This window comes from Pseudomonas sp. 18058 (genome assembly GCF_902706155.1).
Taxonomy (GTDB): domain Bacteria; phylum Pseudomonadota; class Gammaproteobacteria; order Pseudomonadales; family Pseudomonadaceae; genus Aquipseudomonas; species Aquipseudomonas rustica.
Map to the genome: position 1 here is coordinate 1 of NZ_CACSJY010000090.1, position 16,009 is coordinate 16,009.

A 16,009-nucleotide genomic window follows, 5' to 3' on the forward strand; every position below is an offset into this window, starting at 1 on the left:
GTGTCAGATAAACAATTTCTAACTGATACACCGCTTTCGCGAGCAAGCCCGCTCCCACATTTTGGATCGCGTGTGGTTAGAAGGCTTCGGGTTCTATTCCGGTGAAGGTGTCGACGGTGATGTGGTTGCCCAGCTCGCCGCCTTCGCGGGCCAGGCCGCAGGTTTGCAGGCCGGCGGCTTGTGCGGCGTCGAGTTCTTCGACGATGTCCGAGAGGAATAAAATTTCCTCGGGCGCGACGCCGATGGCTTGCTGAATGTTGGTGTAAGACTGCGCCTCACGCTTGGGCCCCGACGTGGTGTCGAAATACCCGCTGAACAGCGGCGTCAAATCCCCCGCCTCGGAACAGCCGAAAATCAGCTTCTGCGCCTGAATCGAACCCGACGAATACACAAACAGTTGATAACCCGCCGCGTGCCAGCGTTGCAGCGCTTCAACCGCGTCCGGGTAAACGTGCCCTTTCAACTGCCCAGCGTGATAACCCTGCGCCCAGACCATGCCTTGCAAAGCCTTGAGCGGCGTGGCTTTGCGGTCTTCCTCGATCCAGCTCAGCAGAATTTCAACGACCCGCTCAACATCGGCCTGCGGCGCATTGCTGTCACGGCGCACGGCGTTGAGTTGCTCGGCGACATCGGCACGATCGGCGTTCTGCCGCACAAAGTCAGGCAGGTGTTTGGCCGCGTACGGAAACAGCACGTCGAAGACGAAACTCACCGCGCTGGTGGTGCCTTCGATGTCAGTGACAATGGCTTTGATCGACATCGAATCAGTCCTCCAGTCGCGGGAAACGGCCGGCGATGTCTTCGCCGGTGAAGTTGGCAACCCAGCCTTCAGGGTTGTTGAACAGGCGGATCGCGACAAAGTGCGGATGCTCGCCCATGTCGAACCAGTGTTTGGTGCCGGCCGGTACCGAGATCAGATCATTCTTCTCGCAGAGTACGGCGTAGACGTAATCGTCGATGTGCAGGGTAAACAGCCCACGGCCGGCGACGAAAAATCGTACTTCGTCTTCGCCATGGCGATGTTCTTCGAGGAACTTGGCGCGCAATTCGGCTTTTTGCGGGTGATCGCTGTTCAGGCTGATGACGTCGACGGTGATGTAACCGCGTTCGGTCATCAGTTTGTCGATCTGCTCTTTATAAGCGCTGATCACTTCTTCCTGGGTAGCGCCGGGCTGGATCTTGGCGGCGGCTTGCCAGCGGTCGAAGCGCACGCCCTGCTCGGCCAGGGTCGAGGCGATGTCTTCAAAGTGGGTCAGCACTTTGTTGGGAATGTCGGGGCTGGAGACGTGATAGACGGACAGGCTGCTCATTGGGGCAATTCCTCGGTATCGGCCTTGCCGTCCGGTTCTTGCAGACCGGTCGGGCACAGCATTTCATCAGGCAAATGGGCTACTTCTGGTGAAGTCAGCCTTGGCGGTTCATGACGCTGCGGGTTTTCAACTCGCATTCAAACAGAAATTCAAAGGCCTCGATCTGGCGCAGCGCGTCGTTCATCTGCGCGCCCCAGGTGTAGAGGCCGTGGCCGCGAATCAGATAGCCGACGCAATCAGGGTGGGCGTCGAGCCAAGGCTGCACCTTGGCGGCGAGGCGCGCAATGTCTTGGTCGTTGTCGAAAATCGGCACGCGCACCCGCGATTCGTGGGTCGAAACACCGCTGAAGGCTTTTTGCAGTTCGTAATCTTCGAACTCGATAAAGTCTTCCGGGGTCAGGCGCGACAGCACCGTGGCGTTGACCGAATGGGTGTGCAGCACCGCGCCGATCTCCGGCCGCCAGCTATACAGCTGAGTGTGCAGCAGGGTTTCGGCGGACGGTTTTTTGCCCGGCTCCAGACTGTTGCCGGAAAGGTCGGTGGCGAGCACATCGTCCAGACCCAACTGGCCCTTGTGCTTGCCCGACACCGTCAGCAGCGCTTCACTCGGCGACAGGCGCGTCGAGTAATTGCTGCTGGTGGCCGGCGACCAGCCGCGACCATAAAGAAAACGCCCGGCGTCGACGATTTGCTGGGCGAGCTGTTCACGCGTAAGGCTCATGGCCTGTCCTCTTGCATACGTGTGGCAATGATAACGGCAGCGGCGAGCGCCGCGAGACTGGCAATACTAAAGGTCAATGTTGCGCCGAGGGCATTCCAGCTGTAACCGGAATACAACGCGCCCATCGCGCCGCCGGTGCCGGCCAGCGCCGCATACAGCGCCTGGCCCTGCCCTTGCTGGCGCGCACCGAAGCTACGTTGCACGAAAGCGATGGCAGCGGCGTGAAAACTGCCGAAGGTCGCCGCGTGCAGAACCTGCGCGAACAACAGCACCCAGAGAAACTCGGCGAACGAACCTAGCAGCAACCAGCGCAGCGCCGCCAGCAGAAAACTCGCCATCAACACCCGACGCAGAGAAAACCGCGCAAGAATCCGGCTCATCGCCATAAACATCAGCACCTCGGCGACGACACCCACGGCCCAGAGCATGCCGATGGTGCCGCGCGTATAACCAAGCCGTTCAAGGTGCAAGGTCAGAAAGGTGTAATACGGGCCGTGGCTCATTTGCATCAGCGCCACGCAACCATAAAACGCCAGCACGCCGGGATTGCGCAGTTGTTTGAGGAAACCCTCGCCGCTCGGCCGATTGCCTTGCGGCGGTTGCGCGTTCGGCACCCACAGACTGCTGAGGACGATGCCGGCCATGATCAGCACCAGCGCCGCCGGGTAGATGTCGAGGCTGAGCCATTCGAACAGACGACCGAGCACGACCACGGTGATGATGAAGCCGATCGACCCCCACAGGCGAATCTGGCTGTAACGCGAGGTCTGCCCCTGCAAATGCGCGAGGGTGATGACTTCGAACTGCGGCAGCACCGCGTGCCAGAAGAATGCGTGCAGCGCCATGACCATTGCCAGCCAGGCGTAGGTTTTGCTGACGAAAATCAGTGAGAACGTCAGCAGCGTACACACGGCGCCGAAGCGCACGATGGCCAGGCGTTTGCCGGTGTAGTCGCCGAGCCAGCCCCAGATGTTGGGCGCCACGCAGCGCATCAGCATCGGGATGGCCACCAGTTCACCGATCCGCGCCGGGCTGAAGCCGAGGTGATCGAAGTACAGCGCCAGAAACGGCGCTGTCGAACCGAGCAAGGCGAAATAGAACAGATAGAAACTGGACAGCCGCCAGTAAGGGAGCGCCGCCACGCCAGTTATGCCGCGACGGCTTCAAGGCCTGCCATTAAAGCTGACCCAGCACCGGCGTGCTCACGCGCACATCGGCGTTCTGGCCACGGTGGCGCAGCAGATGATCCATCAACACGATGGCCATCATTGCTTCGGCAATCGGCGTGGCGCGGATGCCGACGCACGGGTCGTGACGGCCCTTGGTGATGACGTCGACCGGGTTGCCGTGGATATCGATCGAACGGCCCGGGGTGGTGATGCTCGACGTCGGCTTCAAGGCCAGATGGGCAACGATCGGCTGACCGGAAGAAATACCACCGAGAATGCCGCCGGCATTGTTGCTGAGAAAACCTTGCGGGGTCATTTCATCACGGTGTTCGGTGCCGCGTTGGGCGACCGAGGCGAAACCGGCGCCAATTTCCACGCCTTTGACCGCGTTGATGCTCATCAGCGCGTGGGCCAGTTCAGCGTCGAGACGGTCGAAAATCGGCTCGCCGAGACCCGGCATCACGCCTTCGGCAACGACGGTGATCTTCGCCCCGACCGAGTCCTGGTCGCGGCGCAACTGATCCATGTAGGCCTCCAGCTCCGGGACTTTGTCCGGATCGGGGCTGAAGAAGGCGTTCTCTTCCACCGAATCCCAGGTCTTGAACGGGATTTCGATCGGGCCGAGCTGGCTCATGTAGCCACGGATGACGATGCCTTGGCTGGCCAGGTATTTCTTCGCGATTGCACCCGCTGCCACGCGCATCGCGGTTTCGCGCGCCGAGCTGCGGCCACCGCCACGGTAGTCGCGCTCGCCGTATTTATGGTGATAGGTGTAGTCGGCGTGGGCCGGGCGGAACAGATCCTTGATCGCCGAGTAGTCCTTGGACTTCTGGTCGGTGTTGCGGATCAGCAGGCCGATCGAGCAACCGGTGGTGCGCCCTTCGAACACGCCGGAAAGGATTTCGACTTCGTCGGCTTCCTGACGCTGGGTGGTGTGGCGGCTGGTGCCGGGCTTGCGGCGATCAAGGTCGCGCTGCAGGTCTTCGAGGGAGATCTCCAGGCCCGGCGGGCAGCCGTCGACAATGGCGACCAACGCCGGACCATGGCTTTCGCCAGCGGTGGTGACAGTGAACAACTTGCCGTAGGTATTGCCGGACATGCAGGACGCTCCGTGAAATCAAACCCAAATTCGTGATGCGCGCCAGTATACGCAGGCTAACCGAGTAGTTCATCCTCGAACCTTAGCGGTGTTGGCGAGTCCAACCGGCACCTTGACCAATGATGGCGTGATGATGCTGCGAGTTTTGCTCTTGAGTCTTACCTTGTTTACGGGCTTTGCCCAAGCGACGGTCTTACAACGCCCGGTCACTCTGGATACCGGCAGCGGCGAACTTTTCGGCTCGCTGTTGCTGCCAAAGTCTGACAAGCCTGTGCCGGTTGTCCTGATCATTTCCGGCTCCGGCCCTACAGACCGCGACGGAAACAACCCCGACGGCGGGCGCAACGACAGCCTTAAACGGCTGGCGTGGGTGCTGGCCAAACACAACATCGCCAGCGTGCGTTACGACAAACGTGGAGTGGCCGCGAGCCTGCCGGCGACGCCCGACGAGCGCAATTTGTCGATCGAATCTTATGCCGCCGATGCCGTGGCGTGGGGACAGAAGCTCAAGGCTGATCCGCGCTTCGGTCCGCTGATTCTGCTCGGTCACAGTGAAGGCGCGTTGATCGCCAGCCTCGCCGCGCCGAAAGTCGATGCGGCGGCGGTGATTTCTCTGTCGGGGAGTGCCCGACCGGTCGATCAAGTGATTCGTGAACAACTGGCACGGAGCCTGCCGCCGGCGTTGATGCTGCGCAGTAACGAACTGCTCGACAGCCTCAAGGCCGGTCGCAACGATGACAACGTGCCGCAGCCGTTGCAGGTCATCTTCCGCCCGAGCGTGCAGCCCTATCTGATTTCGCTGTTCCGTCAGGATCCGGCGCAAGACTTCGCGCAATTGAAAATGCCGGCGCTGATCATTCAGGGCACGAACGATATTCAGGTCAGCGTTAACGACGCCAAGCGGCTCAAGGCTGCCAAACCGGATGCCGAACTGGTGGTGATCGAGGGCATGAACCATGTGCTGCGCATTGTGCATAACGACATGAAGCGGCAATTGGCCTCCTACAAGGATCCAAACTTGCCACTCGCGGCCGAGTTAGGCGCGACAATCCTCAGTTTTGTTGACGGACTTCGCACCCGTTAAACGCTTTTGCCCTCCAGTACCACAAAAAACGGCCGATAAGCCTTTGTCGCCAGCGCAACGGCTGGCGACAAGCAGGGCTTGGACAGGATCTCGCCGTTATGACTGATACCCAGACTTCACCCGACACCGCCGCTGAAAAAGACGCACCGCCAGCGGCCGAGCTGCCGTGGGCGGACGTCCACGTCGAGCACCACAAGATGCTCCGCCTGGCCCCGCTGCAGACCGACCGCAATACCGGCGGGCGGCCGCTGCGCTTTGTCGAATTCGGTTACGCCGAGCGCAACAGCAAAGAAACCAGCCTGATGCGCATGGCGATCAAACTGCCGGGCCAGCGGGTGCGCAAAGAGCAGAACCAACTGGATGTGTGGGTTGATCACGCGACCAAGCGTGTGCATTTCGGCCCGGACAGCGGTTTGCAGATCGAACCGTTGAACCGTGGCATCGGCCGTTACATGGCCGCGCAAGGCATCAATTGGGCGAAGAAGCGCTGGCCGACCTACACCGTCGACGGCATGGATTTGAACAACAAAGACGCGCTGAACGAAGACACGCGCCTGCGTCGCGATCATTTCCTGCGCGTGCACGGCCTTGATGTGGTCTACGCCGATGCCCAGCATTTGAAGGGCAGCGTCAAGGAAGTGCAGGTCGGCGATTTGCTCGGCGACTGGAACAGCGAAAAGCTGCAGATCGTCGAGATTCTTGAAGCGGCGCAGATGCTCCAGCAGGCTGAGCAGAATCTCGCTGAGCAGGAAGTGAAGCTGAAGAAGCAGGAAGAGAAAGTCGGCAAGTTCAAGCGTGAAGACGCCGGGTTGCGCTTTACCATTACTTGTCTGGTGGCGTTTGCGGTGTTTCAGGCGGGGTTGTTGATCTGGATTGCGACGCACCGGTAGATCAAAAGATCGCAGCCTGCGGCAGCTCCTACATTGGGATCGGTGTACACCCTGCTTGATCGTCCCCACGCTCCGCGTGGGAACGCAGCCCGGGACGCTCCGCGTCCCAACAGCGGACACGGAGCGTCCATTGAGACGTTCCCACGCAGAGCGTGGGAACGATCGGTCTCGATTAGACGCGGGAAGCGAACAGGGCCTGGTGGTTGCGGCATTGTTCTGCGGTCAACATGAACACGCCATGCCCGCCGCGCTGGAAGTCCAGCCAGGCGAAATCGACTTCCGGGTACAACGCGTCCACGTGCACCTGGCTGTTGCCCACTTCCACGATCAGCAAGCCCTTCTCGGTCAGGTGATCCGCCGCTTCAGCCAGCATCCGCCGAACCAGATTCAAGCCATCATCACCGCAGGCCAGACCTAGCTCAGGCTCATGCTGATACTCATCCGGCATGTCGGCGAAGTCTTCCGCATCGACATAAGGCGGGTTCGACACGATCAGGTCGAAACGCTGACCCGGCAAGCCATCAAAACCATCGCCCTGCACCGTGTACACGCGCTCATCGACGCCGTGGCGCTCAATGTTCTGATTGGCCACTTCGAGCGCTTCGAACGACAGATCGGCCAACACCACTTCGGCGTTCTGGAACTCGTAGGCGCAGGCAATGCCGATGCAACCGGAGCCGGTGCACAGGTCGAGAATGCGCGCAGGCTCGGTGCCGATCCACGGCGCGAAGCGGTTTTCGATCAGTTCGCCAATCGGCGAACGCGGAATCAACACACGCTCGTCGACAATGAACGACATGCCGCAGAACCACGCTTCCCCCAACAGGTACGCTGTGGGAATGCGTTCTTCGATGCGGCGCTTGAGCAGGCGCTGCAGGTTGACCAGTTCGTCGTCTTCCAGCGCGCAATCAAGGTAGCTGTCGGCGATTTCCCATGGCAGGTGCAAAGCACCGAGTACTAACTGGCGGGCTTCGTCCCACGCATTGTCGGTGCCATGACCGAAAAACAGATCCTCCCCATGGAAGCGGCTGACGGCCCAACGGATGTGGTCGCGCAGGGTACGAAGTCGGGAAGTGATCACGGGGCAGAACTCCAGAAAAAACGACTGGCGATTCTACCAGCCAAAACGCCTAACGACGACGCAGGAAAAACTTCGAGCGACGGTAGGAGTTTTCTTTTTTTTGCATCAGCCATTGAACAGAACGTGTAACGTGACGGGGCTGCAGGCCACAATCGACGGTGCCTACGATGGTAGCGATTCACAGAATCGCTCAGCCAGAGGACAATGCCGCAAAAGCCCCACCCCAAGGAGCCCCAGAATGTCCGTTCCAAAAACGATGTTTCAACTCAGCGGCCGCGGCTACGCAGCGGCCACTCTGAGCCATGCCACCGTGGTCATCATCGATGCCCAGAAGGAATACCTCAGTGGCCCGCTGGCCCTGAGCGGCATGGACGCGGCCGTCGCGAACATCAAACAAGTGGTTGCCGCAGCCCGTGCAGCCGGTCGGCCGATCGTGCACGTGCGTCACCTCGGCACCGTTGGTGGTCTGTTCGACCCGCAAGGCGAGCGCGGTGAGTTCATCCCGGGCCTCGAACCGCAGGGCGACGAAACCATCATCGGCAAACTGCTGCCGAGCGCGTTCCACGGCACCGAGTTGCTCGATCGTCTGCAAAACCTTGGTTCGCTGGATCTGATCGTTTGCGGTTTCATGAGCCACTCCAGCGTCAGCACCACGGTGCGCGCCGCGAAGAACCTGGGTTTCCGCTGCACTTTGGTTGAAGATGCCTGCGCCACCCGTGACCTGCCGTTCAAGGGCCGTGTGCTCAGCGCTGAACTGGTACAAGAAGCCGAAATGGCGATCATGGCCGACAACTTCGCCACCCTCGCCTTGACTCAGGATCTGATCTGATTCGAGCTCAGATGAGCGGCGCGTATGGCCGCTCATCCGCAAAACCCTCTCATTTGCCGCAATTGCCTTAGCCTCAGGAACAACATCGTCAACTCCCGGTCGAAGGGCCGATACCATTGAGGAAGGTCGGAATGAAGTTATCCGATGGATTTGACGCTCGCCGCTTGCGGCCCAAAGGCCAAAGTAACTGGCGTTTTCGATTCGGCGCTGCGATCGCTGCCATTCTGGCGACGTTCGGGGTGCTGCTGGCGATGGCCGGTGCCGCCAGCCTGCTGGGGCGCCCGCCGGCGCTCGGTGATTTGAATGCCACGCCGATGGGTTCGGCAATCATTCTGGCGGTCGGTTTGCTGTTTCTGTATTTCGGTGTCGCCCTCTGGCGCCGCTGCCGCCGTCGCGCACGGCAATCGCGGGAACTGAACATGTCCCCGCACCTGATGAAAAAACACGATTGAACAATGGCCTGGCTTTTTGCCGGGCCGTTTTGTTTCGACTTGGGTAAACTGGCCGCCCTTCGCGGAGGCTGACATGCAAGACGACGATTTTTCCCTGTTCAAAAACGAGCTGCGCGGCGTCAAGCCGATCAAGCACGACCGCGCCGACACCGGCAAGCCCAAGACTGACCGCGCGCAAATCGCCAAGCTGCGCCAGTCCGCCACCGTGCGCACCGACGCCACCACCGTCGATGGTCTGTCCGACCAGTTCGTGATCGATGTCGGCCCGGAAGACGAGCTGATGTGGTCGCGCGACGGCGTGCAGGAAAGTCAGATGCGCAAGCTCAAGGTCGGTCAGATTCCGTTTGAAGGCAGCCTCGATCTGCATGGCATGAGCGTAGAAAAGGCCCGCGAAACCCTTTGGGCTTTTCTTGCCGAAGCGACCAAATTTGAAATCCGCTGCGTCCGCGTCACTCATGGCAAAGCCGTGCGGCTTGACGGCAAACGCCCGATGATCAAAAGCCACGTCAACACCTGGCTGCGTCAGCATGCACAGGTGCTGGGGTTCTGCTCGTGTCAGGCCAAACATGGCGGCGCCGGTGCGGTGTACGTGATGCTCAAACGCACGATGATGGAAGGTCGCGACGAGTAACGCGAACCGCGCATCACGCCGTTTATTGATAGGCAATGTTGACCAGCACCGAAGCCTCGACCGTTCCCGAGGTGATCGGCGCAGCGCTTTGTACATACTCGACGGCCAACGGCAGGTTAATGACCTGGCTCGCGCCGGGCTCGGAATCGAGGGTCAAATGCGTTCCGCCGACCGAGAACAATTCATTCGGCGTCATTTCGATGGGTACGCCATCGGATAGTAACTGCACGCCAATGCCCTTCGCTGTTGAACCGGTGTTCGGCGTAACGACAGACCCGGTGGTACCCGGTGTGGAACCATCCGTGAGTGCCACAACCGCATGGGCATTTGGATCGCATTGGAAGCCCAGGTTGAAGGCCGTACGTCTCGCAACACTGCCTACACCATTGAAACTGGTGCGCGAAACGGCAGGCAATATGACGGATGTATTAGAAACCACTGGAACGCAGGTGCTGGTCACTCGCGTTATATTGGCACCGTAGGAAATATAACTACTGGTCTCATTGTTGTTTGCCCACTCCGCATGCTGACAACCCACGGAGAAGTTTGGGGTCACTGTAGTGCCTTCAGCTACTACAGGCTTTATTTTGATCAAACGGTAACGAAGCGTTACTGCTTGTAAGCCGTCGACAGGTGTATCCGGACTGATGATAAATACTGCAGTGGCGCCTTGATAGAGTATGGGCACTGGTGTGCCATCGCTTCCTAAAAATTGGAAGCCGATTCCATCGTTCAAACCGGCATAGGTATAGGTATTGGCGAACTGAGTAGCGGTTAGCGAAAAGCCTCTGCCCGCCAACGACCAGCCACCACCACCTTCACAGCCAGTGTCGGCATCTGATTTACTGCTGCATTGAATATGCAACGAAGTAGAGTTATCAGACCCGGGAATGACTGATCCGATGGGCAGAGCGCTCCAGCTTTTTGCCTGAAACCCCAGTCTTGTTGGAAGCTCCGCCGTAGAACAGTTGTCATGTGGCTGATCCCATGCATTGGCAGAAACCGAAAATAGCGACATCAAACAAGAAAAAATCCATGCGATTAAATGTTGATTATTTTTTCTATCCAGCATGATTAAGGACTCTCTGATAATTCGAATGGAAGAGCAACTTCAGCCAACGACTCAGCCATGAACACACGTGGCGTCGACCTGCTGATACAACTGATCCTCTGCCCCGGTTGCCGGGTCAAAACGCAACAGGCATGACTGCCCTGAATCCTCTCCCCAGACCGCTTTCAAACCTTGGTGCTCACCGCGCACGAAGATCAAACCGCCCTGCCCGACCAACGCAATCTGCTTACCGTCCGCGTCCACTACCTGCGCCCCGAAAGGCACGTCCGCGTTATTGTCCAGTTGCAGCAACAGCGGTTTGCCGATGATCGTCGGGTAATCCAGCCGCACGATCGCACCCCGGCGCGGCGCGACTTGTTGCTGGGTGTTCTCCAGTTCAACGTCGACGGGCAAGCCTTTCGGGTTGATTCCGACATTGTTGTTGCGATACGGCACCAGCCCCGCTGTCAGTGCCTGGCCATCGTCATCGAGCGCGTTGCCCTGACCGTTGGCCACACTCGCCCCGCCGGCGCCTCTGGCTTCAATCAATGCCATGGTCTCGCCCTGTTCGGGACTGAAAACGATGCCGCCGGAGTGGGCAACAACGGTACCGCTGGCCGAACCGGTGTATTGGGTAAAATCTTCGCCGCGACTGACGCTCGCCCCGACCTGCGCTATCGAGGAGCGGTACTGCACGTTGCCGCCGTAACTGTGCGTGGAATCGTCATCGCTGCTGGAGCGACTGGCGTACACGCCATAGTTGGCCTGATTGCGCTCGCCGGCCGTGCCAGTGACGTTTGTACGCACCGTGCTGTTGTTGTCGCCGTCATAAGAGGCAGTTGTGCTCAAGGTCGGACGTCGTGAGCCGGAACCCAGCGGAACACTCAAGCTGAGCAGATAGGTGTCGTTGCTTTCGTCGTCCTGGAACTCGCGACCGGCCGACACGCTCAGGCTGCCCCAGTTGAAACTCTTGCTGTAGCCCACCTGATACGTGGTGGAGTCGGCGCGGCCATCCCAATAACTGCTCGACACACCGTTCACATAGAAGTCACCCACTTCACCCATCGGCTGGCTGACGCTGACCTGGAAACGGTTGCGCTCGAGATAGGCCTGGGTTGGATCGCCTTCGTGCAAGTGAGCAAACGTGCTGAGCCCCAGATACCCCTCACTGGAAAATCGGTAGGCAGCCAAGGCGAAATTGGTGCGGGTTTCATCGATCAGTTTGCTGTAACTGATGCGGTAACTGCGCCCGCTCGAATCACCGGAGCCTTCATCGGTGGTAATTTGCGGCAAACCTGAGGCCCTCGAGAACGAGGCATCAAACGCGATCGCACCAATCGGCGTACCGACTGCGGCACCGGTGATCAGCGAGCCGTAGTCTTCGGCCAGAATTCCGCCGCCGTACAAGGTCAGCAGGTTGGATATGCCTCGGCGGTAGGTGCCTTGGGTGAAACGCAACTGGTCGTCGAGGTTGTCATCGCGGTAACGCCCCACGGTCAGGCTGAAACGCGATGAGCCGGGACGCAGCATTTGCACCACCGAAGCAAACGCAACCGTGAAGGTTTTCTGCCGGCCATCGGCCTCGGTGACGGTTACGTCGAGATCACCGGCATACCCGGTGGCGTACAAATCGTCGATGACGAAGGCGCCGGGAGCCACGGTGACTTCGTGGATGATCCGCCCGGCCTGGCGAATGGTGACTTTGGCGTTGGTGTCGGCGATACCACGGACAATGGGTGCGAACCCGCGCTCGCTTTCCGGCAGCATGCTGTCGTCGCTGGCCAGTTGCACACCGGTGAAAGGCACACTGTCGAAGCTGTCGCCGGGGGTGAAATATTCGCCCAAAGTGAACTGCGCTTTCATCGACGAGACATCGTGCTGTGCATAGCTGTTGGTGGCGCTGTACGTGCTGCCGGCATCGTCGTCGTAGTTGAAATTGCCGTTATGGCGCAATCGCCAGTCGGCAATGTTGAAACCGCTGTTCACACCGAGACTGAAACTGCTGCTGTCGTCGCCGACGCTGTTCTGGTTTTCGAAGGCGTTGGCGTTGTAAGTGACAAAACCGGCGGTGACGCCCGAATCCCATTCTGAAGGATCGACGTAACCGCGCCTCACTCGCCCGGCGTAGGCCTGCGGGATACTCAGATCGCCTTGCAGACTGGCCATGTCCATACGAAAGGAAGCACCGGGAATCAGCGCCTGTACTTCTACGCAATCGCTGGCGAGGGTCTTGGCGACCTGCTCCTGATCCGGCAGTTTGTTCACTCTCACGCCCCAACGCTCGACGTCAGCAGCGCGAAAGCAAAAGCGTGATGCATTCTTCCCGGCGGCGACCACGCGCACGGTCTGACTCATTTGATCCTTGCCATTGACCGTCACCTGCAGTCGATATTCACCGGCGGGCACCATGCCGGCCCGGGCGTAGCGCGACAGATCGAGATTCTGGCCATAGCCTTGCAAAAACGTACTGTCAAAGGTGACGTCAGCCGGCTCGGTGCCTGCGAAAACCGCGCCACTTGCGCCGCCTATCAACAACGTCAACGCTTGTAGAACAGCCGTCTGCAAACGCTTCTTGCGCACAGCAAAATGCTTCCCGACTGCCGAATGCAGTCGATACAAATCAGTCATGGCGAACTCAATGCTTTTCGATCAAGTCAGCGTTCAGGCAGATCCGTTTTGCCGGCGCTCACGTGATGTAGAAAATTTTCCTCGATAACCGCGCACAGCGGTCACTGGCCGAGGCTGTACCGTTGGGCGTTGGCATTGCCGTAGTCACTGATCCATCGACTGTCGACTTCGCCACTCGCCACGTTTGAGCGCAGGCCCTTCAAGGGGAAATCAAAGGTGCCACTCGGTCCGACCATGCCGCCGTCGATATTGGCGTAACGCTGGCCGCCGGCGTTGAGCGCCACTTCACTGAAGCTGATGTTGTAACGAGCCTTGTTGTGCGCGCGCAGCACGTAACCTTGCGCCGCGTACACCACTTCCCAGGTCACTTGCTCGGCGGCTTTTTCCGGACTGCCCGGTAAGTCCGAAGGTCGCAGGAATAATTTCAGGCGTGAGCGAAAGGCGATCTGCATGACGTTTTGCCCTGGCGCGCTCGCCGATTTTGGCGGCACTTCGAGCACATTGAGCCAGTACACCGACTCACGATCCGTGGGTACATCACCGCCGATGTAAGCAATGCGCAATGTCTGGCCCTTGCCCGGCTCAATACGCATGAGCGGCGGCACGATCACAAAGGGCAGCTTTTGCGCGCCCGGAGTCGACGCGGGATCGCCCATATCCAGCCAGGTTTGCACCAGCGCTGGCTGGCTGCCGCTGTTGGTCAGGCCAACAGTGATTTCACGCTCTGCCGTCGGGTAGACAAAACGGGTGCCGGCGACCTGTACGCTTGCCAGCGCGACATTCGATCCCAGTAGCGCGCTGAGCAAAAGGCCTTTGAGCAGGTGTGTCAGAGTGGTCTTCATGGTTTTTTCCACAGGCGCCGGGCAGGCAGTTGCGCGGATAACCGCGGCTGGCTGCCCACGTGTCTTTACTGATAGTCCAGGGTGTAAACCAACTGGGTATCGACCTGGCCCGCCGTCGCAATGCCCGTTGCCACGTAGCGCGCGGCATAGTTGAGATCAGCCACACCGGCACCGCCCTGATCCACGAACGGCACGTAGCTGTTGCCGGTGTTATCGCGCAGGTCGATGGGGGTTGCCGCGCCATCAAGCACTTGCACCTGGACGTTTGTGGCAGCACTCACCGAGGCGGTGTTTTGCAGATAGCCAGTGGCCGGATCCACGTTCAGTGGCGCAAACGCGGCGCGAACGCTGCCAGTGGTTGGGCAACCACTGAGTTGCATAGTGAAACCTTTGGCACCGGCGGTGTCGCCCGGAGTCGCGAGAGCGCTTTTGGAAACCGCCGGCAAGGTGATTGTGGAGTCGCCGGTGCCACCGTCCACGGCGATCAAGCAGGAAGCATCCGTTACCTGACCTTGAATGGTGATGGTGCCGTCCGCCGCAGAGGCGCCCGACGCGGCTAAAAGACCAGCACCAGCCAGTAAACCGACCATGTAGATTTTCGCGCTCATTGCAGTGTTTTTCATTGGGTTGAATTCCTGTCAGTCAGTCCCCTCTGCCGTCAAAACTTGCTAGCGGCAGACATCTCGATGTTTTCGAGGGGAGAAACTTTGCCGAGGAACGCCCAAGAACACTGTAGGAAATTTCCTATTCCCAGAAAGAAAATGTGGAATTGAGTAAACTTCCAGCATGCGCATACGCGGCCAGAATTGGCCCTTCGCGCCCACCGGCCATACAACTGCCGACACACTTACGCTACCATGTGCGCCATGGCGGGTATGAACCCTGCGTTTATTGTCATTCAGCCTGAAACAGCTGCTTGGCACACAATTGGTACAGACACAAAACAGTACCCCTCTGAAACCCTTATGGAATCAGCCTCTGTGACACTGGAACAGAACTACACCGCGATTCTCGGCCAACTGGGCGAGGACGTCTCCCGCGAGGGCCTGCTCGACACGCCGAAGCGTGCCGCCAAAGCCATGCAGTACCTCTGCCGCGGTTATGAACAAACGCTTGAAGAGGTCACCAACGGTGCCCTGTTCAGCTCCGACAACAGCGAAATGGTGCTGGTCAAGGACATCGAGCTGTACTCGTTGTGCGAACACCACATGCTGCCGTTCATCGGCAAGGCTCACGTTGCGTACATCCCGAGCGGCAAAGTGCTGGGCCTGTCGAAGGTCGCGCGCATCGTCGACATGTACGCGCGTCGTCTGCAGATTCAGGAAAACCTCAGCCGCCAGATCGCCGACGCCATCATGCAAGTAACCGGTGCACTGGGCGTTGCCGTGGTGATCGAGGCCAAGCACATGTGCATGATGATGCGCGGTGTCGAGAAGCAGAATTCGTCGATGATCACTTCGGTGATGCTCGGTGAGTTCCGTGAGAACGCTGCCACCCGCAGCGAGTTTCTCAGCCTGATCAAGTAACGCGCCGCACGAAAAAAACCGGCATTCATCGCCGGTTTTTTTTCGCCCGTGAAAAATCGGGTAAGCTGCGCGCCTTTCTCAATCTGCACCGTGAGGCTTTCAACGTGTTCGTCAAAGCGCTTCGTGTCGGCCTCGGCCAACTGGTTATCTTCATCGACTTCCTCACCCGTCCGGGTAAGAAAAAGCGCCCCGCCGCTGCTCAGGCTCAGGTAGATGCCGCCGCGAAGGATCTGACCCTGTATCAGTTTCACGCCTGCCCGTTCTGCGTGAAAACCCGCCGTACGTTGCGTCGCCTGAATGTGCCGGTGGCGTTGAAGGATGCGAAGAACAATGAGCAGGATCGTCAAGCGCTGCTGGAACAGGGCGGCCGGATCAAAGTGCCTTGCCTGCGCATTGAAGAGAATGGGCAGACGACGTGGATGTATGAGTCGAAGGTGATTATTGATTATCTGGATAAGCGATTTGCTGCGGTCTGATATTTTTTTGTCGTGCTGACTGACGCCTTCGCGAGCAAGCCCGCTCCCACAATTTGAAATGCATTCCCCTGTGGGAGATTCTATGGTTGCGATCAACGTTTTTTAGGCAGTTTTGCTGACGTATGCTTTCTCGCTCTTCAGCAGCGCGTATGCAATACGCGCGAGTTTACGTGACAAAATCACCAGCGCTTCAGTGGTGGCCTTGCCCTTGTTTCGATGA

General features: G+C 59.1%; 17 protein-coding genes and 1 pseudogene. 7 read left to right on the forward strand and 11 right to left on the reverse strand.

Annotated elements, in window-relative coordinates; all coding sequences use genetic code 11:
• Positions 1 to 76 precede the first annotated feature (76 nt).
• From mtnC to aroC, 5 genes are all read right to left on the reverse strand, one after another.
• A complete protein-coding gene (gene mtnC / locus GVL50_RS27330) occupies positions 77 to 760 on the reverse strand; it encodes an acireductone synthase (RefSeq protein ID WP_159815709.1) in 684 nt (227 codons plus the stop codon).
• Between the two features lie 4 nt (positions 761 to 764).
• Positions 765 to 1,310, reverse strand: coding sequence for an acireductone dioxygenase (locus GVL50_RS27335; RefSeq protein ID WP_007914042.1), 546 nt, complete (start codon positions 1,308 to 1,310; stop codon positions 765 to 767).
• A gap of 94 nt (positions 1,311 to 1,404) precedes the next feature.
• Positions 1,405 to 2,031, reverse strand: a complete 627-nt coding sequence (locus GVL50_RS27340; protein WP_008080933.1) for a methylthioribulose 1-phosphate dehydratase — start codon at positions 2,029 to 2,031, stop codon at positions 1,405 to 1,407.
• Positions 2,028 to 3,173, reverse strand: coding sequence for an MFS transporter (locus GVL50_RS27345; RefSeq protein WP_159815710.1), 1,146 nt, complete (start codon positions 3,171 to 3,173; stop codon positions 2,028 to 2,030). Before GVL50_RS27345 ends, GVL50_RS27340 begins: the two co-directional genes overlap by 4 nt.
• Before the next feature lie 34 nt (positions 3,174 to 3,207).
• Complete coding sequence (gene aroC, locus GVL50_RS27350) at positions 3,208 to 4,299, reverse strand: chorismate synthase (RefSeq protein ID WP_008080929.1); 1,092 nt, start codon at positions 4,297 to 4,299, stop codon at positions 3,208 to 3,210.
• Positions 4,300 to 4,429: 130 nt separating this feature from the next.
• On the opposite strand from aroC, the gene GVL50_RS27355 reads away from it, so the two are divergent.
• Both GVL50_RS27355 and GVL50_RS27360 read left to right on the forward strand, forming a co-directional pair.
• Positions 4,430 to 5,383 (forward strand): alpha/beta hydrolase, encoded by a 954-nt coding sequence (locus GVL50_RS27355; RefSeq protein ID WP_159815717.1) that lies wholly within the window; start codon positions 4,430 to 4,432, stop codon positions 5,381 to 5,383.
• Between the two features lie 98 nt (positions 5,384 to 5,481).
• Entirely contained in the window at positions 5,482 to 6,273 is a 792-nt protein-coding gene (locus tag GVL50_RS27360; RefSeq protein WP_159815711.1) for a hypothetical protein, read from the forward strand.
• Between the two features lie 172 nt (positions 6,274 to 6,445).
• Here GVL50_RS27360 and prmB read toward each other — a convergent pair whose 3' ends face one another.
• Entirely contained in the window at positions 6,446 to 7,354 is a 909-nt protein-coding gene (prmB, locus tag GVL50_RS27365; RefSeq protein WP_053118677.1) for a 50S ribosomal protein L3 N(5)-glutamine methyltransferase, read from the reverse strand.
• A 238-nt stretch (positions 7,355 to 7,592) separates the two neighbouring features.
• Between prmB and GVL50_RS27370 the strand changes: the two genes are divergently transcribed.
• The 3 genes from GVL50_RS27370 to GVL50_RS27380 all read left to right on the forward strand — a co-directional run bounded on the left by GVL50_RS27370 (position 7,593) and on the right by GVL50_RS27380 (position 9,266).
• Positions 7,593 to 8,183 carry a cysteine hydrolase family protein gene (locus tag GVL50_RS27370; RefSeq protein ID WP_053118675.1) on the forward strand — a complete coding sequence of 197 codons (591 nt, stop codon included), beginning with the start codon at positions 7,593 to 7,595 and terminating at the stop codon, positions 8,181 to 8,183.
• 131 nt (positions 8,184 to 8,314) lie between these two features.
• The gene (locus tag GVL50_RS27375) at positions 8,315 to 8,635 is read left to right on the forward strand and encodes a hypothetical protein (protein ID WP_007914024.1); all 321 of its coding nucleotides are present in this window, start codon (positions 8,315 to 8,317) and stop codon (positions 8,633 to 8,635) included.
• 73 nt (positions 8,636 to 8,708) lie between these two features.
• Complete coding sequence (locus tag GVL50_RS27380; RefSeq protein ID WP_159815712.1) at positions 8,709 to 9,266, forward strand: Smr/MutS family protein; 558 nt, start codon at positions 8,709 to 8,711, stop codon at positions 9,264 to 9,266.
• A 22-nt stretch (positions 9,267 to 9,288) separates the two neighbouring features.
• Here GVL50_RS27380 and GVL50_RS27385 read toward each other — a convergent pair whose 3' ends face one another.
• The 4 genes from GVL50_RS27385 to GVL50_RS27400 form a co-directional block, all read right to left on the reverse strand.
• Complete coding sequence (locus GVL50_RS27385; RefSeq protein WP_159815713.1) at positions 9,289 to 10,338, reverse strand: fimbrial protein; 1,050 nt, start codon at positions 10,336 to 10,338, stop codon at positions 9,289 to 9,291.
• A gap of 51 nt (positions 10,339 to 10,389) precedes the next feature.
• Complete coding sequence (locus tag GVL50_RS27390; RefSeq protein ID WP_159815714.1) at positions 10,390 to 12,945, reverse strand: fimbria/pilus outer membrane usher protein; 2,556 nt, start codon at positions 12,943 to 12,945, stop codon at positions 10,390 to 10,392.
• Positions 12,946 to 13,046: 101 nt separating this feature from the next.
• Entirely contained in the window at positions 13,047 to 13,787 is a 741-nt protein-coding gene (locus GVL50_RS27395; RefSeq protein WP_159815715.1) for a fimbria/pilus periplasmic chaperone, read from the reverse strand.
• A gap of 65 nt (positions 13,788 to 13,852) precedes the next feature.
• Entirely contained in the window at positions 13,853 to 14,410 is a 558-nt protein-coding gene (locus tag GVL50_RS27400) for a fimbrial protein (protein WP_212544305.1), read from the reverse strand.
• A 357-nt stretch (positions 14,411 to 14,767) separates the two neighbouring features.
• On the opposite strand from GVL50_RS27400, the gene folE reads away from it, so the two are divergent.
• Together folE and GVL50_RS27410 are read left to right on the forward strand one after the other, a co-directional pair.
• Complete coding sequence (folE, locus tag GVL50_RS27405; protein ID WP_053118666.1) at positions 14,768 to 15,313, forward strand: GTP cyclohydrolase I FolE; 546 nt, start codon at positions 14,768 to 14,770, stop codon at positions 15,311 to 15,313.
• A 104-nt stretch (positions 15,314 to 15,417) separates the two neighbouring features.
• Positions 15,418 to 15,789: a glutathione S-transferase N-terminal domain-containing protein gene (locus GVL50_RS27410; RefSeq protein WP_159815716.1), complete on the forward strand. Its 372-nt coding sequence runs from the start codon at positions 15,418 to 15,420 to the stop codon at positions 15,787 to 15,789.
• A 102-nt stretch (positions 15,790 to 15,891) separates the two neighbouring features.
• On the opposite strand, the pseudogene GVL50_RS29210 reads toward GVL50_RS27410, so the two are convergent.
• Positions 15,892 to 16,009 (reverse strand): annotated as a pseudogene (locus GVL50_RS29210) (IS110 family transposase); the annotation flags it as partial.

Bases quoted from the DNA above. Each gene is read 5' to 3' on its own strand.
- GVL50_RS27400 (WP_212544305.1), bottom strand. From the start codon at position 14,410: ATGAAAAACACTGCAATGAGCGCGAAAATCTACATGGTCGGTTTACTG.
- aroC (WP_008080929.1), bottom strand. From the start codon at position 4,299: ATGTCCGGCAATACCTACGGCAAGTTGTTCACTGTCACCACCGCTGGC.
- GVL50_RS27385 (WP_159815713.1), bottom strand. From the start codon at position 10,338: ATGCTGGATAGAAAAAATAATCAACATTTAATCGCATGGATTTTTTCT.
- GVL50_RS27360 (WP_159815711.1), top strand. From the start codon at position 5,482: ATGACTGATACCCAGACTTCACCCGACACCGCCGCTGAAAAAGACGCA.
- GVL50_RS27390 (WP_159815714.1), bottom strand. From the start codon at position 12,945: ATGACTGATTTGTATCGACTGCATTCGGCAGTCGGGAAGCATTTTGCT.
- GVL50_RS27375 (WP_007914024.1), top strand. From the start codon at position 8,315: ATGAAGTTATCCGATGGATTTGACGCTCGCCGCTTGCGGCCCAAAGGC.
- GVL50_RS27380 (WP_159815712.1), top strand. From the start codon at position 8,709: ATGCAAGACGACGATTTTTCCCTGTTCAAAAACGAGCTGCGCGGCGTC.
- GVL50_RS27335 (WP_007914042.1), bottom strand. From the start codon at position 1,310: ATGAGCAGCCTGTCCGTCTATCACGTCTCCAGCCCCGACATTCCCAAC.
- GVL50_RS27395 (WP_159815715.1), bottom strand. From the start codon at position 13,787: ATGAAGACCACTCTGACACACCTGCTCAAAGGCCTTTTGCTCAGCGCG.
- GVL50_RS27355 (WP_159815717.1), top strand. From the start codon at position 4,430: ATGATGCTGCGAGTTTTGCTCTTGAGTCTTACCTTGTTTACGGGCTTT.
- mtnC (WP_159815709.1), bottom strand. From the start codon at position 760: ATGTCGATCAAAGCCATTGTCACTGACATCGAAGGCACCACCAGCGCG.
- GVL50_RS27370 (WP_053118675.1), top strand. From the start codon at position 7,593: ATGTCCGTTCCAAAAACGATGTTTCAACTCAGCGGCCGCGGCTACGCA.
- GVL50_RS27340 (WP_008080933.1), bottom strand. From the start codon at position 2,031: ATGAGCCTTACGCGTGAACAGCTCGCCCAGCAAATCGTCGACGCCGGG.